Below are 23,404 nucleotides of genomic sequence, written 5' to 3' on the forward strand. Positions count from 1 at the left end.
TTTTCCATTTTAAAACAGTTTAAGTGGGGTTTATCTGTTCTAATTACTCACCCTTTGATAAATCATAGGGTTTGTAATAAGGTTACAGTTCTTTATAGTTACTGTAACTGTATTACTTGCAGGAGATTCACAGCTTACGCCTGAGGTAGCTATGGTAATCCTGCGGTAATAGGTTGTTTCATATAATGCAGCTGGTTGGTATGTAGCTCCTGTAGCTCCCGAAACTGTTGTCCATGAACTTCCGTTTGGAGACGACTCCCAACGATAAGTTACAGTACCTGTACCTGTGCCCGCTGCAGTGGATGTTAGCAGTGTTGGGATAGCACCGTGACATATTGTTTGACCTGAACCTATACTTCCTTCTGTAACAACTGCATTTACAGTAATAGTTACCACATTTGTTGGTGCCGATTCACAAGTAGCACCTCCGGATGTAATTATCGTTATCCTGCGGTAATAGGTTGTGGCAGTTAATGCACCCGGTTGGTAATTATTACCTGTACCACCTGTTGCTGTCCAACCTGAAGTTCCGTTTGCTGAAGACTCCCAACGATAAGTTATTGTTCCTGTACCTAATACAGCTGTACCTGTAAGCATTGCCGGAGTATCTCCGTTACATATTGTTTGGTTAGAACCAATAGTTCCTGCTGTAGGTACCGCATTTACCGTTATAGTTACCACATTAGTTACTGAAGATTCACATGCCACACCTGAAGTCGCAATGGTAATCCTGCGGTAATAGGTAGTAGCTGTTAAGGCACCCGGCTGATAATTAACCCCAGTAGCTCCAGAAACTGTTGTCCATGTACTGTTGTTTGGAGAGGATTCCCAACGGTAAGTAATAGTTCCCGTACCTGTACCTGCCGTACCTGTTAACTGCGCCGGAGTAGCTCCGTTACAGATAGTTTGGTTTGCACTTATACTACCTGCCGTTACAGCACTGTTTACAGTTATAGTTACCACGTTAGTTGCTGAAGATTCACATGCCACACCTGAAGTCGCAATGGTAATCCTGCGGTAATAGGTAGTAGCTGTTAAAGCACCCGGCTGATAATTAACCCCAGTAGCTCCAGAAATTGTTGTCCATGTACTGTTGTTTGGAGAGGACTCCCAACGGTAAGTAATAGTTCCCGTACCTGTACCTGCCGTACCTGTTAACTGCACCGGAGTGGCTCCGTTACAGATAGTTTGATTAGCACTTATACTACCTGCCGTTACAGCACTGTTTACAGTTATTGTTACCACATTAGTTGCTGAAGATTCACATGCCACACCTGAAGTCGCAATGGTAATCCTGCGGTAATAGGTAGTAGCTGTTAAAGCACCCGGCTGATAGTTAACTCCCGTAGCTCCCGAAACTGTTGTCCATGTACTGTTGTTTGGAGAGGACTCCCAACGGTAGGTTATAGTTCCCGTACCTGTACCTGCCGTACCTGTTAGCTGGGCCGGAGTAGCTCCGTTACAGATCGTTTGATTTGCACTTATACTACCTGCAGTAGGTACTGCATTTACCGTTATGGTAATAACATTAGATATTGCCTGACATGCCACTCCCGAAGTTGCCGTTGTAATTCTGCGGTAATAGGTAGTAGCTGTTAAAATACCCGGCTGATAATTGACTCCTGTAGCTCCAGAAACTGTTGTCCATGTACTATTATCCGGAGACGATTCCCAGCTATATGCTATTGTACCCGTACCTGTACCTGCCGTACCTGTTAACTGTGCCGGAGTAGCTCCGTTACAGATAGTTTGGTTAGCACTTATACTACCTGCCGTTACAGCGCTGTTTACAGTTATAGTTACCACGTTAGTTGCTGAAGATTCACATGCCGTACCTGAAGTCGCGATGGTAATCCTTCGGTAATATGTCGTGGCTGTTAAAGCACCTGGCTGATAGTTAACTCCCGTAGCTCCCGAAACTGTTGTCCATGTACTGTTGTTTGGAGAGGACTCCCAACGGTAAGTAATAGTTCCCGTACCTGTACCTGCCGTACCTGTTAACTGCGCCGGAGTAGCTCCGTTACAGATAGTTTGGTTAGCACTTATACTACCTGCCGTTACTGCGTTGTTTACAGTTATAGTTACCACGTTTGTTGCTGAAGATTCACATGCCACACCTGAAGTTGCAATGGTAATCCTTCGGTAATAGGTAGTAGCTGTTAAAGCACCCGGCTGATAGTTAGCCCCTGTAGCTCCCGAAACTGTTGTCCATGTACTGTTGTTTGGAGAGGACTCCCAACGGTAGGTTATAGTTCCCGTACCTGTACCTGCCGTACCTGTTAGCTGGGCCGGAGTGGCTCCGTTACAGATAGTTTGATTAGCACTTATAGTACCTGCAGTTACAGCACTGTTCACCGTTATTGTTACCACGTTAGTCGCTGAAGATTCACATGCCGTACCTGAAGTTGCAATGGTAATCCTGCGGTAATAGGTAGTAGCTGTTAAAGCACCTGGCTGATAGTTAACTCCCGTAGCTCCCGAAACTGTTGTCCATGTACTGTTGTTTGGAGAGGACTCCCAACGGTAGGTGATAGTACCTGTACCCGATCCTGCCGTACCTGTTAACTGGGCTGGAGTAGCTCCGTTACAGATAGTTTGATTTGCACTTATAGTACCTGCCGTTACAGCACTGTTTACAGTTATTAAAACAGATGATGTTGGCGAAGATGTACATGTTGCTCCTGATGCAGCCAGTGTTGTTCTTCTAAAGTAAGTATTAGCCGTTAAATTGCCTGGCTGATAGGTACTGGATGTAGCACCGGAAATCGTTGTCCATGATGTATTATTTGGCGATGACTCCCATCTGTAAGTTACCGTACCGGTCCCTGCACCGTTAGTAGTTGATGTTAATAAAGCCGGAGCTGTATTATAACATATTGTCTGGTTAGAACCTATAGCACCAGCTGTTGGCACAGCGTTTACAGTCATCTGTAAAGATGAAGTAGCTGCCTCACAAACTGTCGAACCTGATGTGGCAATCGTAACCCTACGGTAATAAGTTGTAGATGTTAATGCCGGAGGCTGGTATGTAAGGTTATTTGTTGATGCTATAGCTGTCCATGTACTGTTGTTTGGAGAGGACTCCCAACGATAGGTTATAGTACCTGTACCCGATCCTGCCGTTGTTGATGTTAAGCTTGCCGGAATTGAACCACTACAAATTGTTTGGTTAGAACCAATTGCTCCCGGATTGGTAGCAGCCATTACAGTTATAACCACATTTGAAGTAGCTGCTTCACATGATTTAGATCCATTAGTTACCACAGTAACCCTTCTGTAATATCTGGTAGCTGTTAATGCAGGTGGCTGATAATTAACCCCTGTAGCACTTGGTACTGTTGTCCAACCTGAGGTGCCGTTTAAAGACCATTCCCAACGGTAAGTCAAAGTACCACCACTTGGTGCCGTACCCGCTGTTGTAGAGGTTAACTGTGCCGGAGTAGCTCCGTTACATATTGTCTGATCTGAACCTATTGCACCAGCTGTAGGCGAAGCATATACTATAACCTGTATTGGTACTTTGTTACTTTCACACGTTGCATTTTTCTGACTTACATAGTAAGTTGTTGTACCAGGAGTTGTTGTACTTGGCACAAAAGGATAATCTGATGCAAAACCACCGTTTACTACATACCATTGTAATTGATATGACGCATTTGTAGTACTTGCAGATAATGCCGTCGCAGTTTCTCCCTGGCAATAATATACCGGACTGGTTACTGTAGGAGTTGTAGGAGCCGCATTTAATGTAACTGAGTTAACATCGTTTGCCTGGTTAACTGTTGTTTGCAGTTCTGAACCTCCATAACTATTATTATTCACCTCAGCTCTGTATTCAACCTGAGCACTATCTGTAAAGGAGGTTGTTCCTACAGGTGGGGTAATAGTATATATAATAGGATAATCTGTTTGATAAATACTCCCCGGTCCTAATATCTGATCACTATTATCAGTAGGATATCGTGCTAAATAGGTATATGTTGTATATCCTGCAGTTGGTGTATCTGCCTGTGTTCTTTTATGCCACCTTGCAGTAGTATTGTTATTATCTGTTGTAAAATCCGTGGCACTATCATTATATCCATAGGTATTTTGAACCACTTTAGTTACTACTATACGTTCGCCTGTTGAGCCTCTTCTTCTGTATGTTGCTGGACTTTGACCAATATTTGCCACTCTCAGCTCAAAGGTTTTACCTGAAGGACTCGATGGGTTAATACATAAGTCATTTACCGTAGTCCTTGCAAGAACTAAATCTACTCCCTCTGCATATACAGGTGTACTAACAGTACTGATGTTATTACTTAAATCCTCATCAAAAGGCGGTGTAATGGTAGCTGTATTATTCAATACGTTTCCGGCAGGTATACTGGTTAGCGTACCTGTTACAAAAATCTTACCTGTAGTATTTGCTGCAAGGTTAAATGTTCCTGTAATTTGGTTTGTGGTTAAACTCGCTGCCGTAGGAAGTGTTATAGATGAAAAACCTGAAGAAGTGATAGACGTGATATTAAACCCCGGATTACCTTCTGCAATAAGGTTTCCATTACCATCTGTAACTTCGTCTAAAAAGCTCACATTAAGAGCAGCAATATCAGTATCATTTACAACATCAATAGTATAAGTAATAACATTTTCACTACCCAATCCGCTTACACTTCTTAAAATATCTTTATCAGCCCTTTTGTCAACCCTCACGTTTCCGGGAGTTGTAACCAGAAGATTCCTGATTTCATGATAGTTAACCCCTCCTCCGGAAGAAGCACCAAAACCAAGTTTTAACAATGCCGGTGGCGGTGTTGTTGTGGTATAGCTGATAAGCTGTGTAAAGTTAGCTGCCGAAGATTTCTTCCATCTAACTATTATCTGATAATATACTCCTGCCTGGTCTAACGGAAGGATTTCTAACTGTACCCTTCTGTAAAACTGTGCATCAGTCGGCCTTGTTGAAGTTTGTGTATTATAATCAATTTCATTTCTTGCCCTTATTGCATCATCTCCTCCTGTCCTGTCTCCTAAAGCAGCTCCATCTAAATATGCGTTTGTGGTTGCCGTATTAGTAGTTGTCGGACCTCTCAATACTACAGCATTAGGCACAACCCCGGGACCTCCGTTTCTTCCTTCAGTCGGGTTTGAGAAGTTACCATAAGCATCCAAACCTACTCCTACGTAACCTCCGGCAAGTCCTGATCCTCCGTTAGGTGCATATCCTAATGACCCTCCGTAACCTCCCATAGCAAAAGTAGAACTGGCATCAAATAGGAATACGGTTAAACCATCGGCACCACTGTATCCGTCATTTACATCACGCCACATTTTATATTCAAAATCCACAAGTACTCCCGAAGAAGAAGGAAATGAATTATCTACATAAGCATACCCTCTTTGATAGGCTGACGAATTGGTAAGTCTTAACCAACCCTGATTAACAGGATCATTAATACCTGAAGTAAGGTAAGCCATACCCCCTCCTCCTCCAGGTCCGCCTATTATAATACTCGGGTTACCATTACCTCTAAAGTCTTCCATAATGGCAAACTGTGCAAAAGCTTTATTTACACCTGCCAGTAAAAACACTGCAAAGCATAAAACTATAAGTTTTGAGAAGCTGTGGTTATCTATTTTTATTTCTTGATTTCGCATGATTTTCTTACTTCTTAAGAAAATGAGCAGGCTAGTAAAAGCCTGCTCAAAGGCTTTGTTTTATTTTACTACAAATACAATATTCATGTAAGAAGTCTGAGTGCCGGAACCTATAACATCATAGGTTAAAACACCGTTGGCATCAATACTTAAGTTGGCAAATACCGCTGTATCATAATATGTAATATAATAATATAATGATTCGGCAACTGGTATATATGGTATATCATCCGGTGCCTCCGCAGCCCCTCCTACATCACTCTTAACCATCAATGGGTTTGATGCTCCCTCGAACTGATTAACATACTCCTGATAAAGGTCTCTTGTTATGCCCGTTACAGGTGTACCTGTATATACCGATGTATCAAATATTACAGCCGGCATGTAGAAAAATTTAGGCATCATACTGTTAGGTATAACTGGTGAATTTGTCCATCCAACATTTCCTGATTCATCTGTAGTTAAGGTTTTGTTGTTACCTCCAGAAGCTATATCTGCCTCAGTAATGGTACCGTCAGCAATTTTGTCTGTAGTTACAGCACCATCAGCAATAGTAAGAGTCACATCATTAAAGGCTGCTCCCGTACCTCCTGTAACATTAATATCAGTTGAAGTAATATTACCGTCTCCAGTAATACTCGTTAAATCTACTTCTAAAGCACCTGTTGTAGCGTTTTGAGTTAAACCGTTCCCGGCTACATCAGAATTTATTTTAGCTGCCGTCACTGAATCATCAGCAAGCTTAGCTGTAGTAATTCCTCCATTATTTACTGATATACTTGTATTAGCTAATGCCGCATTATTACCTCCAGATACCGAGATTGATGAATCTCCATTAGATATATTGTAAGTTGAAACAGAGTTGAAACTTACGTTACCTGATGCATCTGCCATAGCAATACGTCCGTTAGCTCCTGTACCTGCATTCATTTTTGCTGTAGTTACAGCACCGTTTGCAATATCTTCAGTAGCGATTGTTCCGTCAACAATCATATCTGAAGTGATAACATCATCATTGATGCTTAATGTTACATCACTAAAGGCTGCGTCTGTTCCACCTGTTACATTCAGGTGTGTTGAAGTGATATCTCCGTCTCCGCTTAGTGCAGTAACATCAACCTCAAGCGCTCCTGTTGTAGCGTTTTGGGTTAAACCTGTCCCTGCGATGTCGGCGTTTATCTTATCAGCAGTCACTGAATCATCAGCAAGGTCTTCTTCTATAATGGTACCGTTAACGATGTTCTCTGTTGCAACCGAATTGTCCGCAAGTTTTGCATTGGTAACTGCATCATTAGCCAGTTTAGCTGTAGTTACAGCACCGTTTGCAATATCTTCAGTAACGATTGTTCCGTCAACAATCATGTCTGAAGTAATAACATCATCATTAATACTTAATGTAACATCATTAAAGGCTGCGTCTGTTCCACCTGTTACATTCAGGTGTGTTGAAGTGATATCTCCGTCTGCAAGATTATCAATAGCAGTTACCACCTCGTCAAGGGCGGCCTGTACTGTTCCTGCCGTTAAGCCGGAAGCCGTATTGTCATAAGCAAGGGCCGAAGCGTTGGTGTCGATCGTGTCGATCACACTGCCGTCCGCTGCCGTGAAGGTATACACTCCGTTCAGTTCGGTAATGGTCAGTCCGTTGGTATCGATGGTCACATCAGATCCGTCGTTGTTGGTAAAGGTATAGGTACCGTCTCCGTTGGCCGTAATGTCTGCCTTGGCAACAGCAACCTGCGTGCCGTCGGCCTTAACTAAGGTAACGCTGCCGTCGTTGTTGTCGATAAGGTTCACCGTAGCGGCCGCATCGTTAACATCATCAATAGCAGTTACCACCTCGTCAAGGGCTGCCTGTACCGTTCCTGCCGTTAAGCCGGAAGCCGTATTGTCATAAGCAAGGGCCGAAGCGTTGGTGTCGATCGTGTCGATCACACTGCCGTCCGCTGCCGTGAAGGTATACACACGTTCAGTTCGGTAATGGTCAGGCCGTGGTATCGATGGTCACATCAGATCCGTCGTTGTTGGTAAAGGTATAGGTACCGTCTCCGTTGGCCGTAATGTCTGCCTTGGCAACAGCAACCTGCGTGCCGTCGGCCTTAACTAAGGTAACGCTGCCGTCGTTGTTGTCGATAAGGTTCACCGTAGCGGCCGCATCGTTAACATCATCAAGGGCAGTTACCACCTCGTCAAGGGCGGCCTGTACTGTTCCTGCCGTTTAAGCCGGAAGCGTATTGTCATAAGCAAGGGCCGAAGCGTTGGTGTCGATCGTGTCGATCACACTGCCGTCCGCTGCCGTGAAGGTATACACACCGTTCAGTTCGGTAATGGTCAGGCCGTTGGTACGATGGTCACATCCGATCCGTCGTTGTGGTAAAGGTATAGGTACCGTCCCCGTTGGCCGTAATGTCGGCCTTGGCAACAGCAACCTGCGTGCCGTCGGCCTTAACTAAGGTAACGCTGCCGTCGTTGTTGTCGATAAGGTTCACCGTAGCGGCCGCATCGTTAACATCATCAAGGGCAGTTACCACCTCGTCAAGGGCTGCCTGTACTGTTCCTGCCGTTAAGCCGGAAGCCGTATTGTCATAAGCAAGGGCCGAAGCGTTGGTGTCGATCGTGTCGATCACACTGCCGTCCGCTGCCGTGAAGGTATACACTCCGTTCAGTTCGGTAATGGTCAGTCCGTTGGTATCGATGGTCACATCCGATCCGTCGTTGTTGGTAAAGGTATAGGTACCGTCCCCGTTGGCCGTAATGTCTGCCTTGGCAACAGCAACCTGCGTGCCGTCGGCCTTAACTAAGGTAACGCTGCCGTCGTTGTTGTCGATAAGGTTCACCGTAGCGGCCGCATCGTTAACATCATCAAGGGCAGTTACCACCTCGTCAAGGGCTGCCTGTACTGTTCCTGCCGTTAAGCCGGAAGCCGTATTGTCATAAGCAAGGGCCGAAGCGTTGGTGTCGATCGTGTCGATCACACTGCCGTCCGCTGCCGTGAAGGTATACACTCGTTCAGTTCGGTAATGGTCAGTCCGTTGGTATCGATGGTCAACATCGATCCGTCGTTGTGGTAAAGGTATAGGTACCGTCCCGTTGGCCGTAAGTCGGCCTTGGCCAACAGCAACCTGCGTGCCGTCGGCCTTAACTAAGGTAACGCTGCCGTCGTTGTTGTCGATAAGGTTCACCGTAGCGGCCGCATCGTTAAACATCATCAAGGGCAGTTACCACCTCGTCAAGGGCTGCCTGTACTGTTCCTGCCGTTAAGCCGGAAGCCGTATTGTCATAAGCAAGGGCCGAAGCGTTGGTGTCGATCGTGTCGATCACACTGCCGTCCGCTGCCGTGAAGGTATACACTCCGTTCAGTTCGGTAATGGTCAGCCGTTGTATCGATGGTCACATCCGATCCGTCGTTGTTGGTAAAGGTATAGGTACCGTCCCGTTGGCCGTAATGTCGGCCTTGGCAACAGCAACCTGCGTGCCGTCGGCCTTAACTAAGGTAACGCTGCCGTCGTTGTTGTCGATAAGGTTCACCGTAGCGGCCGCATCGTTAACATCATCAAGGGCAGTTACCACCTCGTCAAGGGCTGCCTGTACTGTTCCTGCCGTTAAGCCGGAAGCCGTATTGTCATAAGCAAGGGCCGAAGCGTTGGTGTCGATCGTGTCGATCACACTGCCGTCCGCTGCCGTGAAGGTATACACTCGTTCAGTTCGGTAATGGTCAGGCCGTGGTATCGATGGTCACATCCGATCCGTCGTTGTTGGTAAAGGTATAGGTACCGTCTCCGTTGGCCGTAATGTCGGCCTTGGCAACAGCAACCTGCGTGCCGTCGGCCTTAACTAAGGTAACGCTGCCGTCGTTGTTGTCGATAAGGTTCACCGTAGCGGCCGCATCGTTAACATCATCAAGGGCAGTTACACCTCGTCAAGGGCTGCCTGTACGTTTCCTGCCGTTAAGCCGGAAGCCGTATTGTCATAAGCAAGGGCCGAAGCGTTGGTGTCGATCGTGTCGATCACACTGCCGTCCGCTGCCGTGAAGGTATACACTCCGTTCAGTTCGGTAATGGTCAGTCCGTTGGTATCGATGGTCACATCCGATCCGTCGTTGTTGGTAAAGGTATAGGTACCGTCCCCGTTGGCCGTAATGTCGGCCTTGGCAACAGCAACCTGCGTGCCGTCGGCCTTAACTAAGGTAACGCTGCCGTCGTTGTTGTCGATAAGGTTCACCGTAGCGGCCGCATCGTAACATCATCAAGGGCAGTTACCACCTCGTCAAGGGCTGCCTGTACTGTTCCTGCCGTTAAGCCGGAAGCCGTATTGTCATAAGCAAGGGCCGAAGCGTTGGTGTCGATCGTGTCGATCACACTGCCGTCCGCTGCCGTGAAGGTATACACTCCGTTCAGTTCGGTAATGGTCAGGCCGTTGGTATCGATGGTCACATCCGATCCGTCGTTGTTGGTAAAGGTATAGGTACCGTCCCGTTGGCGTAATGTCGGCCTTGGCAACAGCAACCTGCGTGCCGTCGGCCTTAACTAAGGTAACGCTGCCGTCGTTGTTGTCGATAAGGTTCACCGTAGCGGCCGCATCGTTAACATCATCAAGGGCAGTTACCACCTCGTCAAGGGCTGCCTGTACTGTTCCTGCCGTTAAGCCGGAAGCCGTATTGTCATAAGCAAGGGCCGAAGCGTTGGTGTCGATCGTGTCGATCACACTGCCGTCCGCTGCCGTGAAGGTATACACTCCGTTCAGTTCGGTAATGGTCAGCCGTTGGTATCGATGGTCACATCGATCCGTCGTTGTTGGTAAAGGTATAGGTACCGTCTCCGTTGGCCGTAATGTCGGCCTTGGCAACAGCAACCTGCGTGCCGTCGGCCTTAACTAAGGTAACGCTGCCGTCGTTGTTGTCGATAAGGTTCACCGTAGCGGCCGCATCGTTAACATCATCAATAGCAGTTACCACCTCGTCAAGGGCTGCCTGTACTGTTCCTGCCGTTAAGCCGGAAGCCGTATTGTCATAAGCAAGGGCCGAAGCGTTGGTGTCGATCGTGTCGATCACACTGCCGTCCGCTGCCGTGAAGGTATACACTCCGTTCAGTTCGGTAATAGTAAGCCTTGGTATCGATGGTCACATCCGATCCGTCGTTGTTGGTAAAGGTATAGGTACCGTCTCGTTGGCCGTAATGTCGGCCTTGGCAACAGCAACCTGCGTGCCGTCCGGCCTTAAACTAAGGAACGTGCCGTCGTTGTTGTCGATAAGGTTCACCGTAGCGGCCGCATCGTTAACATCATCAAGGGCAGTTACCACCTCGTCAAGGGTTGCCTGTACTGTTCCTGCCGTTAAGCGGAAGCCGTATTGTCATAAGCAAGGGCCGAAGCGTTGGTGTCGATCGTGTCGATCACACTGCCGTCCGCTGCCGTGAAGGTATACACGTTCAGTTCGGTAATGGTCAGGCCGTTGGTATCGATGGTCACATCCGATCCGTCGTTGTTGGTAAAGGTATATAGGTACCGTCTCCGTTGGCCGTAATGTCGGCCTTGGCAACAGCAACCTGCGTGCCGTCGGCCTTAACTAAGGTAACGCTGCCGTCGTTGTTGTCGATAAGGTTCACCGTAGCGGCCGCATCGTTAATATCATCAAGGGCAGTTACCACCTCGTCAAGGGCTGCCTGTACTGTTCCTGCCGTTAAGCCGGAAGCCGTATTGTCATAAGCAAGGGCCGAAGCGTTGGTGTCGATCGTGTCGATCACACTGCCGTCCGCTGCCGTGAAGGTATACACTCGTTCAGTTCGGTAATGGTAAGTCCGTTGGTATCGATGGTCACATCCGATCGTCGTTGTTGGTAAAGGTATAGGTACCGTCTCCGTTGGCCGTAATGTCGCCTTGGCAACAGCAACCTGCGTGCCGTCGGCCTTAACTAAGGTAACGCTGCCGTCGTTGTTGTCGATAAGGTTCACGTAGCGGCCGCATCGTTAACATCATCATATAGCAGTTACCACCTCGTCAAGGGCTGCCTGTAGGCCGTTAAGCCGGAAGCCGTATTGTCATAAGCAAGGGCCGAAGCGTTGGTGTCGATCGTGTCGATCACACTGCCGTCCGCTGCCGTGAAGGTATACACTCCGTTCAGTTCGGTAATAGTTAAGCCATTAGTATCGATGGTCACATCCGATCCGTCGTTGTTGGTAAAGGTATAGGTACCGTCCCGTTGGCCGTAATGTCGGCCTTGGCAACAGCAACCTGCGTGCCGTCGGCCTTAACTAAGGTAACGCTGCCGTCGTTGTTGTCGATAAGGTTCACCGTAGCGGCCGCATCGTTAAATCATCAAGGGCAGTTACACCTCGTCAAGGGCTGCCTGTACTGTTCCTGCCGTTAAGCCGGAAGCCGTATTGTCATAAGCAAGGCCGAGGAGCGTTGGTGTCGATCGTGTCGATCACACTGCCGTCCGCTGCCGTGAAGGTATACACTCCGTTCAGTTCGGTAATGGTCAGGCCGTTGGTATCGATGGTCACATCCGATCCGTCGTTGTTGGTAAAGGTATAGGTACCGTCTCCGTTGGCCGTAATGTCGGCCTTGGCAACAGCAACCTGCGTGCCGTCGGCCTTAACTAAGGTAACGCTGCCGTCGTTGTGTCGATAAGGTTCACCGTAGCGGCCGCATCGTTAACATCATCATAGCAGTTACCACCTCGTCAAGGGCTGCCTGTACTGTTCCTGCCGTTAAGCCGGAAGCCGTATTGTCATAAGCAAGGGCCGAAGCGTTGGTGTCGATCGTGTCGATCACACTGCCGTCGCTGCCGTGAAGGTATACACACCGTTCAGTTCGGTAATGGTCAGGCCGTTGGTATATGGTCACATCAGATCCGTCGTTGTTGGTAAAGGTATAGGTACCGTCTCCGTTGGCCGTAATGTCTGCCTTGGCAACAGCAACCTGCGTGCCGTCGGCCTTAACTAAGTAACGCTGCCGTCGTTGTTGTCGATAAGGTTCACCGTAGCGGCCGCATCGTTAAACATCATCAAGGCAGTTACCACCTCGTCAAGGGCGGCCTGTACTGTTCCTGCCGTTAAGCCGGAAGCCGTATTGTCATAAGCAAGGGCCGAAGCGTTGGTGTCGATCGTGTCGATCACACTGCGTCCGCTGCCGTGAAGGTATACACACCGTTCAGTTCGGTAATGGTCAGGCCGTTGGTATCGATGGTCACATCCGATCCGTCGTTGTTGGTAAAGGTATAGGTACCGTCTCCGTTGGCCGTAATGTCGGCCTTGGCAACAGCAACCTGCGTGCCGTCGGCCTTAACTAAGGTAACGCTGCCGTCGTTGTTGTCGATAAGGTTCACCGTAGCGGCCGCATCGTTAACATCATCAAGGGCAGTTACCACCTCGTCAAGGGCTGCCTGTACTGTTCCTGCCGTTAAGCCGGAAGCCGTATTGTCATAAGCAAGGGCCGAAGCGTTGGTGTCGATCGTGTCGATCACACTGCCGTCCGCTGCCGTGAAGGTATACACGCCGTTCAGTTCGGTAATAGTTAAGCCATTAGTATCGATGGTCACATCCGATCCGTCGTTGTTGGTAAAGGTATAGGTACCGTCCCCGTTGGCCGTAATGTCTGCCTTGGCAACAGCAACCTGCGTGCCGTCGGCCTTAACTAAGGTAACGCTGCCGTCGTGTTGTCGATAAGGTTCACCGTAGCGGCCGCATCGTTAACATCATCAAGGGCAGTTACCACCTCGTCAAGGGCTGCCTGTACTGTCCTGCCGTTAAGCCGGAAGCCGTATTGTCATAAGCAAGGGCCGAAGCGTTGGTGTCGATCGTGTCGATCACACTGCCGTCCGCTGCCGTGAAGGTATACACTCCGTTCAGTTCGGTAATGGTCAGTCCGTTGGTATCGATGGTCACATCCGATCCGTCGTTGTTGGTAAAGGTATAGGTACCGTCCCCGTTGGCCGTAATGTCTGCCTTGGCAACAGCAACCTGCGTGCCGTCGGCCTTAACTAAGGTAACGCTGCCGTCGTTGTTGTCGATAAGGTTCACCGTAGCGGCCGCATCGTTAACATCATCAAGGGCAGTTACCACCTCGTCAAGGGCTGCCTGTACTGTTCCTGCCGTTAAGCCGGAAGCCGTATTGTCATAAGCAAGGGCCGAGGCGTTGGTGTCGATCGTGTCGATCACACTGCCGTCCGCTGCCGTGAAGGTATACACTCGTTCAGTTCGGTAATGGTCAGGCCGTTGGTATCGATGGTCACATCCGATCCGTCGTTGTTGGTAAAGGTATAGGTACCGTCTCCGTTGGCCGTAATGTCGGCCTTGGCAACAGCAACCTGCGTGCCGTCGGCCTTAACTAAGGTAACGCTGCCGTCGTTGTTGTCGATAAGGTTCACCGTAGCGGCCGCATCGTTAACATCATCAAGGGCAGTTACCACCTCGTCAAGGGCTGCCTGTACTGTTCCTGCGTTAAGCCGGAAGCCGTATTGTCATAAGCAAGGGCCGAAGCGTTGGTGTCGATCGTGTCGATCACACTGCCGTCCGCTGCCGTGAAGGTATACACTCCGTTCAGTTCGGTAATGGTCAGTCCCGTTGGTATCGATGGTCACATCCGATCCGTCGTTGTTGGTAAAGGTATAGGTACCGTCCCGTTGGCCGTAATGTCGGCCTTGGCAACAGCAACCTGCGTGCCGTCGGCCTTAACTAAGGTAACGCTGCCGTCGTTGTTGTCGATAAGGTTCACCGTAGCGGCCGCATCGTTAACATCATCAAGGGCAGTTACCACCTCGTCAAGGGCTGCCTGTACCGTTCCTGCCGTTAAGCCGGAAGCCGTATTGTCATAAGCAAGGGCCGAAGCGTTGGTGTCGATCGTGTCGATCACACTGCCGTCCGCTGCCGTGAAGGTATACACTCCGTTCAGTTCGGTAATGGTCAGTCCGTTGGTATCGATGGTCACATCCGATCCGTCGTTGTTGGTAAAGGTATAGGTACCGTCCCCGTTGGCCGTAATGTCGGCCTTGGCAACAGCAACCTGCGTGCCGTCGGCCTTAACTAAGGTAACGCTGCCGTCGTTGTTGTCGATAAGGTTCACCGTAGCGGCCGCATCGTTAACATCATCAAGGGCAGTTACCACCTCGTCAAGGGCTGCCTGTACTGTTCCTGCCGTTAAGCCGGAAGCCGTATTGTCATAAGCAAGGGCCGAGGCGTTGGTGTCGATCGTGTCGATCACACTGCCGTCCGCTGCCGTGAAGGTATACACGCCGTTCAGTTCGGTAATGGTCAGGCCGTTGGTATCGATGGTTACATCCGATCCGTCGTTGTTGGTAAAGGTATAGGTACCGTCCCCGTTGGCCGTAATGTCGGCCTTGGCAACAGCAACCTGCGTGCCGTCGGCCTTAACTAAGGTAACGCTGCCGTCGTTGTTGTCGATAAGGTTCACCGTAGCGGCCGCATCGTTAACATCATCAAGGGCAGTTACCACCTCGTCAAGGGCGGCCTGTACTGTTCCTGCCGTTAAGCCGGAAGCCGTATTGTCATAAGCAAGGGCCGAAGCGTTGGTGTCGATCGTGTCGATCACACTGCCGTCCGCTGCCGTGAAGGTATACACTCCGTTCAGTTCGGTAATGGTCAGTCCGTTGGTATCGATGGTCACATCAGATCCGTCGTTGTTGGTAAAGGTATAGGTACCGTCTCCGTTGGCCGTAATGTCTGCCTTGGCAACAGCAACCTGCGTGCCGTCGGCCTTAACTAAGGTAACGCTGCCGTCGTTGTTGTCGATAAGGTTCACCGTAGCGGCCGCATCGTTAACATCATCAATAGCAGTTACCACCTCGTCAAGGGCTGCCTGTACTGTTCCTGCCGTTAAGCCGGAAGCCGTATTGTCATAAGCAAGGGCCGAAGCGTTGGTGTCGATCGTGTCGATCACACTGCCGTCCGCTGCCGTGAAGGTATACACTCCGTTCAGTTCGGTAATAGTTAAGCCATTAGTATCGATGGTCACATCCGATCCGTCGTTGTTGGTAAAGGTATAGGTACCGTCTCCGTTGGCCGTAATGTCGGCCTTGGCAACAGCAACCTGCGTGCCGTCGGCCTTAACTAAGGTAACGCTGCCGTCGTTGTTGTCGATAAGGTTCACCGTAGCGGCCGCATCGTTAACATCATCAAGGGCAGTTACCACCTCGTCAAGGGCTGCCTGTACTGTTCCTGCCGTTAAGCCGGAAGCCGTATTGTCATAAGCAAGGGCCGAAGCGTTGGTGTCGATCGTGTCGATCACACTGCCGTCCGCTGCCGTGAAGGTATACACACCGTTCAGTTCGGTAATGGTCAGGCCGTTGGTATCGATGGTCACATCCGATCCGTCGTTGTTGGTAAAGGTATAGGTACCGTCTCCGTTGGCCGTAATGTCGGCCTTGGCAACAGCAACCTGCGTGCCGTCGGCCTTAACTAAGGTAACGCTGCCGTCGTTGTTGTCGATAAGGTTCACCGTAGCGGCCGCATCGTTAACATCATCAAGGGCAGTTACCACCTCGTCAAGGGCTGCCTGTACTGTTCCTGCCGTTAAGCCGGAAGCCGTATTGTCATAAGCAAGGGCCGAAGCGTTGGTGTCGATCGTGTCGATCACACTGCCGTCCGCTGCCGTGAAGGTATACACTCCGTTCAGTTCGGTAATGGTCAGTCCGTTGGTATCGATGGTCACATCCGATCCGTCGTTGTTGGTAAAGGTATAGGTACCGTCTCCGTTGGCCGTAATGTCGGCCTTGGCAACAGCAACCTGCGTGCCGTCGGCCTTAACTAAGGTAACGCTGCCGTCGTTGTTGTCGATAAGGTTCACCGTAGCGGCCGCATCGTTAACATCATCAATAGCAGTTACCACCTCGTCAAGGGCTGCCTGTACTGTTCCTGCCGTTAAGCCGGAAGCCGTATTGTCATAAGCAAGGGCCGAAGCGTTGGTGTCGATCGTGTCGATCACACTGCCGTCCGCTGCCGTGAAGGTATACACTCCGTTCAGTTCGGTAATAGTTAAGCCATTAGTATCGATGGTCACATCCGATCCGTCGTTGTTGGTAAAGGTATAGGTACCGTCCCCGTTGGCCGTAATGTCGGCCTTGGCAACAGCAACCTGCGTGCCGTCGGCCTTAACTAAGGTAACGCTGCCGTCGTTGTTGTCGATAAGGTTCACCGTAGCGGCCGCATCGTTAACATCATCAAGGGCAGTTACCACCTCGTCAAGGGCTGCCTGTACTGTTCCTGCCGTTAAGCCGGAAGCCGTATTGTCATAAGCAAGGGCCGAGGCGTTGGTGTCGATCGTGTCGATCACACTGCCGTCCGCTGCCGTGAAGGTATACACTCCGTTCAGTTCGGTAATGGTCAGGCCGTTGGTATCGATGGTCACATCCGATCCGTCGTTGTTGGTAAAGGTATAGGTACCGTCTCCGTTGGCCGTAATGTCGGCCTTGGCAACAGCAACCTGCGTGCCGTCGGCCTTAACTAAGGTAACGCTGCCGTCGTTGTTGTCGATAAGGTTCACCGTAGCGGCCGCATCGTTAACATCATCAATAGCAGTTACCACCTCGTCAAGGGCTGCCTGTACTGTTCCTGCCGTTAAGCCGGAAGCCGTATTGTCATAAGCAAGGGCCGAAGCGTTGGTGTCGATCGTGTCGATCACACTGCCGTCCGCTGCCGTGAAGGTATACACGCCGTTCAGTTCGGTAATGGTCAGGCCGTTGGTATCGATGGTCACATCCGATCCGTCGTTGTTGGTAAAGGTATAGGTACCGTCCCCGTTGGCCGTAATGTCTGCCTTGGCAACAGCAACCTGCGTGCCGTCGGCCTTAACTAAGGTAACGCTGCCGTCGTTGTTGTCGATAAGGTTCACCGTAGCGGCCGCATCGTTAACATCATCAAGGGCAGTTACCACCTCGTCAAGGGCTGCCTGTACTGTTCCTGCCGTTAAGCCGGAAGCCGTATTGTCATAAGCAAGGGCCGAAGCGTTGGTGTCGATCGTGTCGATCACACTGCCGTCCGCTGCCGTGAAGGTATACACTCCGTTCAGTTCGGTAATAGTTAAGCCATTAGTATCGATGGTTACATCCGATCCGTCGTTGTTGGTAAAGGTATAGGTACCGTCTCCGTTGGCCGTAATGTCGGCCTTGGCAACAGCAACCTGCGTGCCGTCGGCCTTAACTAAGGTAACGCTGCCGTCGTTGTTGTCGATAAGGTTCACCGTAGCGGCCGCATCGTTAACATCATCAAGGGCAGTTACCACCTCGTCAAGGGCTGCCTGTACTGTTCCTGCCGTTAAGCCGGAAGCCGTATTGTCATAAGCAAGGGCCGAAGCGTTGGTGTCGATCGTGTCGATCACACTGCCGTCCGCTGCCGTGAAGGTATACACTCCGTTCAGTTCGGTAATGGTCAGGCCGTTGGTATCGATGGTCACATCCGATCCGTCGTTGTTGGTAAAGGTATAGGTACCGTCTCCGTTGGCCGTAATGTCGGCCTTGGCAACAGCAACCTGCGTGCCGTCGGCCTTAACTAAGGTAACGCTGCCGTCGTTGTTGTCGATAAGGTTCACCGTAGCGGCCGCATCGTTAACATCATCAAGGGCAGTTACCACCTCGTCAAGGGCTGCCTGTACTGTTCCTGCCGTTAAGCCGGAAGCCGTATTGTCATAAGCAAGGGCCGAAGCGTTGGTGTCGATCGTGTCGATCACACTGCCGTCCGCTGCCGTGAAGGTATACACTCCGTTCAGTTCGGTAATGGTCAGGCCGTTGGTATCGATGGTCACATCCGATCCGTCGTTGTTGGTAAAGGTATAGGTACCGTCTCCGTTGGCCGTAATGTCGGCCTTGGCAACAGCAACCTGCGTGCCGTCGGCCTTAACTAAGGTAACGCTGCCGTCGTTGTTGTCGATAAGGTTCACCGTAGCGGCCGCATCGTTAACATCATCAAGGGCAGTTACCACCTCGTCAAGGGCTGCCTGTACTGTTCCTGCCGTTAAGCCGGAAGCCGTATTGTCATAAGCAAGGGCCGAAGCGTTGGTGTCGATCGTGTCGATCACACTGCCGTCCGCTGCCGTGAAGGTATACACTCCGTTCAGTTCGGTAATGGTCAGTCCGTTGGTATCGATGGTCACATCCGATCCGTCGTTGTTGGTAAAGGTATAGGTACCGTCCCCGTTGGCCGTAATGTCGGCCTTGGCAACAGCAACCTGCGTGCCGTCGGCCTTAACTAAGGTAACGCTGCCGTCGTTGTTGTCGATAAGGTTCACCGTAGCGGCCGCATCGTTAACATCATCAAGGGCAGTTACCACCTCGTCAAGGGCTGCCTGTACCGTTCCTGCCGTTAAGCCGGAAGCCGTATTGTCATAAGCAAGGGCCGAAGCGTTGGTGTCGATCGTGTCGATCACACTGCCGTCCGCTGCCGTGAAGGTATACACTCCGTTCAGTTCGGTAATGGTCAGTCCGTTGGTATCGATGGTCACATCCGATCCGTCGTTGTTGGTAAAGGTATAGGTACCGTCCCCGTTGGCCGTAATGTCTGCCTTGGCAACAGCAACCTGCGTGCCGTCGGCCTTAACTAAGGTAACGCTGCCGTCGTTGTTGTCGATAAGGTTCACCGTAGCGGCCGCATCGTTAACATCATCAAGGGCAGTTACCACCTCGTCAAGGGCTGCCTGTACTGTTCCTGCCGTTAAGCCGGAAGCCGTATTGTCATAAGCAAGGGCCGAGGCGTTGGTGTCGATCGTGTCGATCACACTGCCGTCCGCTGCCGTGAAGGTATACACGCCGTTCAGTTCGGTAATAGTTAAGCCATTAGTATCGATGGTTACATCATTACCTTCTTCATTTGTATATGTATATGTTCCATCTAAATTATTAACTAATGTTGTAACAACATTAATATCAGATAGAGATATAGTAGTAGTATTGCCTTCACTATCAGTAAGTACAAGGTTACCCCCTGTTACCGCAAGGTTCGCATTGGTAGTGTTCGTGATGGTTGTGGTTGCACCGCCTTCATTGGTGTAGGTATAGGTACCGTCACCGTTGTTTACTAAAGTGGTTACCGTTTCATGGGCTGTAATGTAAGCTGTAATATCTACAACCGTATTGTTGCCGTCCTCATCCATATAGGTAAGGGTACCTGCTGCAGAATCTGCCGTTAATGTAGTTACTGTCTCATAACCGTCAATAATTGTTGAAAGGTCAAGGTTGGTAGCCGTACCGGTCTCATCTGTGAAGGTAATCGTACCGTCGCCGTTGTTTACCAGAGTGGTAACGATGTTGATATCGGTAAGGTCTACTGTAGTGGTACCTCCGTTGCTGTCGGTAAGTACAAGCTCTCCGCCAACTATAGTGAAAGATACGTTAGTCGTGTTGATCGTATTAAGCGGAACATCAACCGTGTTGCCTTCGCTGTCAGTAAGTACAAGGTTACCCCCTGTTACCGCAAGGTTCGCATTGGTAGTGTTCGTGATGGTTGTGGTTGCACCGCCTTCATTGGTGTAGGTATAGGTACCGTCACCGTTGTTTACTAAAGTGGTTACTATATTTATATCACTAAGATCGATTACTGTAGTATTTCCGTTACTGTCTGTAAGAACAAGTTCATTACCTACAATAGTAAAAGATACGTTAGTTGTATTGATTGTATTTAAAGGAACATTAACTGTATTACCCTCACTGTCGGTAAGCACCAGGTCATTACCTACAACTGCAAGAGCAGTATTGGTAGTATTAGTGATTGTAGTAGTGGTACCTGCCTCATTGGTATAAGTGTAAGTACCATCACCATTGTTTACTAAAGTGGTTACCGTTTCATATTGTGAAACAAAATCAGAAATATTGATAACGGTAGCAACTCCGTTCTCATCAGTAAAAGTTATAGTTCCAGCAGCAACATTTGCTATAATAGATGTTACAGACTGATAATCGGTAACTATTTGTGCTATATCTATTGTAACCGATAGTCCGCTTTCAGGAGTATAGGTAATTGTACCATCATTATTGTCAACCAGAGTGGTTATCGTCTCCGCATTACGTACCAATTGTTCTACGTTAATTACAGTAGCTATGCCTTCCTCATTAGTATAAGTAAGCGTATTATTGATTTGACTGTAAACCAAAGTGGTTATAATATCACTTGGAACACTGATAACCGTTACAGTACCATCTTCACTGGTATATGTATAGGTATTATCACCGTTATCAATTAATGTAGTTACTGTTTCAACAAACAGATCCTGATCGGTCAAAATCCTGTTCCATCTGTTATTATACCAGTAATAGTAACTGGGAACAACATCAGCGGTTTCGGCAGTATTATAGACCAGAAGAGTTTCTATATTACCATTTGTTATGGTAGTGGAGTCGGTTGTACCTGTTAATGATACCCTGGGTATTAATATACCTTTATCATCAGATACTATTTCAAGTTGTGCAGAAGCATTCGGGCTTGAGGTACCAATACCTACCTGCGCGTTTGCAGCTGCCGCTCCCAGTAATAATACCAGGGCAGACAATAATTTTTTCATCGTCATTAGTAATTAATTTGAGTTTTTGATGTTTAAAAGTCTTGGGGAAACTTTTAAGCTTACGGTTTTTGTGGGGGCAATTTTGTAATTTATGTTTTCATATCTTTTAAATTTATTTGACACATACTACACTCTGCTATAACTGGTATAACAGAATTCAACACACTGCCTTTATAAATTTCCGATATTTAAATCGCCCGGACGGGAGTTTGTCCACAAACCCACATCACCTATTGTGCATTATTTAATTTCAGTTTCAAAAATTGACGAGACTATAATTCTATTTTTTTAGCGTCTCTCCAAAATTTTACTTCTAAAAAATTGGGGATAAAAATAGGAACGGAACTTTTTGGGGGCAGTTATCGTTCACTGTTAATAAAAACTTAATTTCGAGACAAATCTCTAATTTTTAATCGTGTATGATGTAAAAAATTATTGGATTATTGCTTTTCCCAATAATTTGAATATAGATAAAACATAGAAACACGCTCAATTATCAGGATTTAAAAGCAATACAATTCATTATATTTTAAACAAATATATTTCGACCTGTTTAATTTAAAATATTTAATTCGATTAACACATTATTATTGGTCGACCAACAGCAATAAATCAACGATAAACAGTAATATAAAAAAGTATACAAATTAAAATACAGGCAATAATTGTATCAATAAAAACCAAAAACACAGACTTTAATTGATTTAACTCAATCAAAAAAAAGAGCCTTTTCATATAAAACATGAAAAGGCTCAGGGTGTGAATATCTATCGAAAGGTTTGTTTCTATAATTAATCATCAAAACACACGGGATAATTATCCTGCTTTTTTGATATAATCTGTAGGCGTGCAGCCCATAATATTTTTAAAATGCCTGTTAAAAGAAACTTTAGAGTTAAATCCGCTTTCAAAAGCTATTTCTTCCATTGTTAGCTGCCCATCGGAAGTCTGTAAAAGAGAACAGGAATAGTCAATTCTGTACTTATTAATAAACTGGTTAAAGTTTTCACCTATATACACATTAAACAACTGTGTTAAGTGATGCTTTGAGAGCTTCATCCTTTCAGCAAGAGCTTCAAGTGATATCTCATTATCCAGATAAACCTTCTCTTCTTCAAACAAATAAAGAAGCTTTTCCTCATAATCTTCAAAAACACTTTCATTAAGAGCAGACTTAGAATACTTCTGCCTGTTCATAATGACTATCATATCAGAAGTAGGATCTTCGGGATTTTCCTTTATTTCCTTCTTATAATTTTCTTCATTATTACCTTTAAAGTAACTTACGAAGACATGAACCTTATACCTGAAACCCAGAAGAATCAGGAACAATGAAGAGCAATAAAGTATTGATGCCACAACCTCAAAGTCTACAGTTTGTCCCATCATAAACTGATTAGAGATAAACACCATCAGGGTAACAGACATGCAGGTTAAAACAAAAGCCGAAATTTTTATCAGCTTATTAGCCAAAGGGTTGTCTTCATGCTTTTCATTTTCATAAAATAAAATCCAGCCGGAATAATAGGTTAAAGAAAAAGCAATACTTAAAAACAGCACTATATTATACATATATAAATACCCCCTTAGCAAAGGAACTTCTGCCATGACCAGATAAACTATCATAGCTACAAAGGAAGGGGCATAATGCAGGTAAAGTTTTCTTTTAACAAAATCATCGTTAATTAATGACTTAACCGCAAAATACATAAATGGTCCATAGCACAAAAAGAAGGGAATAGCCATAAACTTAAAGTCTTTCCCAACCAAAAGGCTTAAAAGAGCGAAGACTGACTGCATGGAAGCAAACAGTAAAAAGGCATTACAAATCCTGTCGAATAACAAAACCGACTTGATTTGCCTTGCCATATATAGCGTAGCTAAGGCAAGCACAAAGGCGCCTATTAGTATCAATTCAATCATAAGGTGTAATCAATATATGCAACAGGTGCAGTAAGAGATTAGATCATACTTGAAATTAGATAACAGAGATTGTATAAACAACCTGTAAGCATAGCCGCCAACAGTTTGAATATAACAATACTGTAGTCCTAATTAAGATATGAAACCTGATTGAAAAGCATTAATAATATGCCTGACACTTAAAGAGGGGGTTTCTAAGAATAGTAGCATTAGTAAATTAATTTAGTTGATACATTATTTATATTGGGGACTACAAAACTATATATTTAATTCATAACATTCTATAGTTTTATTGCTTATATTATGTAGAATTATTTCTACAAGCGCATTAATCGTA

General features: G+C 47.5%; 23 protein-coding genes. 1 reads left to right on the forward strand and 22 read right to left on the reverse strand.

The window, feature by feature from the left end; translation table 11 throughout:
• Positions 1–39: 39 nt before the first annotated feature.
• The 9 genes from FUA48_RS00250 to FUA48_RS00285 form a co-directional block, all read right to left on the reverse strand.
• Entirely contained in the window at positions 40–5,643 is a 5,604-nt protein-coding gene (locus tag FUA48_RS00250) for a hypothetical protein (protein ID WP_147581576.1), read from the reverse strand.
• A 60-nt stretch (positions 5,644–5,703) separates the two neighbouring features.
• Positions 5,704–7,608 carry a beta strand repeat-containing protein gene (locus FUA48_RS00255; protein ID WP_147581577.1) on the reverse strand — a complete coding sequence of 635 codons (1,905 nt, stop codon included), beginning with the start codon at positions 7,606–7,608 and terminating at the stop codon, positions 5,704–5,706.
• Positions 7,609–7,627: 19 nt separating this feature from the next.
• Positions 7,628–7,828 (reverse strand): hypothetical protein, encoded by a 201-nt coding sequence (locus FUA48_RS00260; RefSeq protein ID WP_147581578.1) that lies wholly within the window; start codon positions 7,826–7,828, stop codon positions 7,628–7,630.
• 166 nt (positions 7,829–7,994) lie between these two features.
• A complete protein-coding gene (locus FUA48_RS00270; protein ID WP_147581580.1) occupies positions 7,995–8,852 on the reverse strand; it encodes a hypothetical protein in 858 nt (285 codons plus the stop codon).
• On the reverse strand, positions 8,842–8,994 hold the full coding sequence (locus FUA48_RS18275) for a hypothetical protein (protein ID WP_168196915.1): 153 nt from the start codon (positions 8,992–8,994) through the stop codon (positions 8,842–8,844). Before FUA48_RS18275 ends, FUA48_RS00270 begins: the two co-directional genes overlap by 11 nt.
• Before the next feature lie 39 nt (positions 8,995–9,033).
• Positions 9,034–9,339 (reverse strand): hypothetical protein, encoded by a 306-nt coding sequence (locus FUA48_RS00275; RefSeq protein ID WP_147581581.1) that lies wholly within the window; start codon positions 9,337–9,339, stop codon positions 9,034–9,036.
• Positions 9,340–9,358: 19 nt separating this feature from the next.
• Entirely contained in the window at positions 9,359–9,517 is a 159-nt protein-coding gene (locus tag FUA48_RS18280; protein ID WP_168196916.1) for a hypothetical protein, read from the reverse strand.
• Between the two features lie 35 nt (positions 9,518–9,552).
• Complete coding sequence (locus tag FUA48_RS00280; protein WP_147581582.1) at positions 9,553–9,864, reverse strand: hypothetical protein; 312 nt, start codon at positions 9,862–9,864, stop codon at positions 9,553–9,555.
• Complete coding sequence (locus FUA48_RS00285; RefSeq protein ID WP_147581583.1) at positions 9,861–10,142, reverse strand: hypothetical protein; 282 nt, start codon at positions 10,140–10,142, stop codon at positions 9,861–9,863. The genes FUA48_RS00280 and FUA48_RS00285 overlap by 4 nt, the downstream gene beginning before the upstream one ends.
• 11 nt (positions 10,143–10,153) lie before the next feature.
• On the opposite strand from FUA48_RS00285, the gene FUA48_RS18285 reads away from it, so the two are divergent.
• Entirely contained in the window at positions 10,154–10,309 is a 156-nt protein-coding gene (locus FUA48_RS18285; RefSeq protein ID WP_168196917.1) for a hypothetical protein, read from the forward strand.
• Positions 10,310–10,417: 108 nt separating this feature from the next.
• Here FUA48_RS18285 and FUA48_RS00290 read toward each other — a convergent pair whose 3' ends face one another.
• The 13 genes from FUA48_RS00290 to FUA48_RS00325 form a co-directional block, all read right to left on the reverse strand.
• The gene (locus FUA48_RS00290) at positions 10,418–10,723 is read right to left on the reverse strand and encodes a hypothetical protein (RefSeq protein ID WP_147581584.1); all 306 of its coding nucleotides are present in this window, start codon (positions 10,721–10,723) and stop codon (positions 10,418–10,420) included.
• 39 nt (positions 10,724–10,762) lie between these two features.
• Positions 10,763–10,942: a hypothetical protein gene (locus tag FUA48_RS00295; protein WP_147581585.1), complete on the reverse strand. Its 180-nt coding sequence runs from the start codon at positions 10,940–10,942 to the stop codon at positions 10,763–10,765.
• A gap of 163 nt (positions 10,943–11,105) precedes the next feature.
• The gene (locus tag FUA48_RS00300) at positions 11,106–11,591 is read right to left on the reverse strand and encodes a hypothetical protein (RefSeq protein ID WP_147581586.1); all 486 of its coding nucleotides are present in this window, start codon (positions 11,589–11,591) and stop codon (positions 11,106–11,108) included.
• Positions 11,592–11,626: 35 nt separating this feature from the next.
• Positions 11,627–11,797: a hypothetical protein gene (locus FUA48_RS18290; RefSeq protein WP_168196918.1), complete on the reverse strand. Its 171-nt coding sequence runs from the start codon at positions 11,795–11,797 to the stop codon at positions 11,627–11,629.
• Positions 11,794–11,931: a hypothetical protein gene (locus FUA48_RS18470; RefSeq protein WP_205729425.1), complete on the reverse strand. Its 138-nt coding sequence runs from the start codon at positions 11,929–11,931 to the stop codon at positions 11,794–11,796. The genes FUA48_RS18290 and FUA48_RS18470 overlap by 4 nt, the downstream gene beginning before the upstream one ends.
• 342 nt (positions 11,932–12,273) lie before the next feature.
• Positions 12,274–12,414: a hypothetical protein gene (locus FUA48_RS18295; RefSeq protein WP_168196919.1), complete on the reverse strand. Its 141-nt coding sequence runs from the start codon at positions 12,412–12,414 to the stop codon at positions 12,274–12,276.
• A 167-nt stretch (positions 12,415–12,581) separates the two neighbouring features.
• Complete coding sequence (locus tag FUA48_RS18300; RefSeq protein WP_168196920.1) at positions 12,582–12,758, reverse strand: hypothetical protein; 177 nt, start codon at positions 12,756–12,758, stop codon at positions 12,582–12,584.
• The gene (locus FUA48_RS00305) at positions 12,755–13,180 is read right to left on the reverse strand and encodes a hypothetical protein (protein WP_147581587.1); all 426 of its coding nucleotides are present in this window, start codon (positions 13,178–13,180) and stop codon (positions 12,755–12,757) included. Before FUA48_RS00305 ends, FUA48_RS18300 begins: the two co-directional genes overlap by 4 nt.
• 169 nt (positions 13,181–13,349) lie before the next feature.
• Positions 13,350–13,829 (reverse strand): hypothetical protein, encoded by a 480-nt coding sequence (locus FUA48_RS00310; protein ID WP_147581588.1) that lies wholly within the window; start codon positions 13,827–13,829, stop codon positions 13,350–13,352.
• A complete protein-coding gene (locus FUA48_RS00315; protein ID WP_147581589.1) occupies positions 13,796–14,050 on the reverse strand; it encodes a hypothetical protein in 255 nt (84 codons plus the stop codon). Before FUA48_RS00315 ends, FUA48_RS00310 begins: the two co-directional genes overlap by 34 nt.
• Positions 14,044–14,175: a hypothetical protein gene (locus FUA48_RS18575; RefSeq protein ID WP_262712741.1), complete on the reverse strand. Its 132-nt coding sequence runs from the start codon at positions 14,173–14,175 to the stop codon at positions 14,044–14,046. Before FUA48_RS18575 ends, FUA48_RS00315 begins: the two co-directional genes overlap by 7 nt.
• A 42-nt stretch (positions 14,176–14,217) precedes the next feature.
• A complete protein-coding gene (locus tag FUA48_RS00320; protein ID WP_147581590.1) occupies positions 14,218–21,144 on the reverse strand; it encodes a hypothetical protein in 6,927 nt (2,308 codons plus the stop codon).
• 816 nt (positions 21,145–21,960) lie between these two features.
• Entirely contained in the window at positions 21,961–23,067 is a 1,107-nt protein-coding gene (locus FUA48_RS00325; RefSeq protein WP_147581591.1) for a helix-turn-helix domain-containing protein, read from the reverse strand.
• Positions 23,068–23,404 lie beyond the last annotated feature (337 nt).

It is taken from the genome of Flavobacterium alkalisoli (assembly GCF_008000935.1).
Taxonomy (GTDB): domain Bacteria; phylum Bacteroidota; class Bacteroidia; order Flavobacteriales; family Flavobacteriaceae; genus Flavobacterium; species Flavobacterium alkalisoli.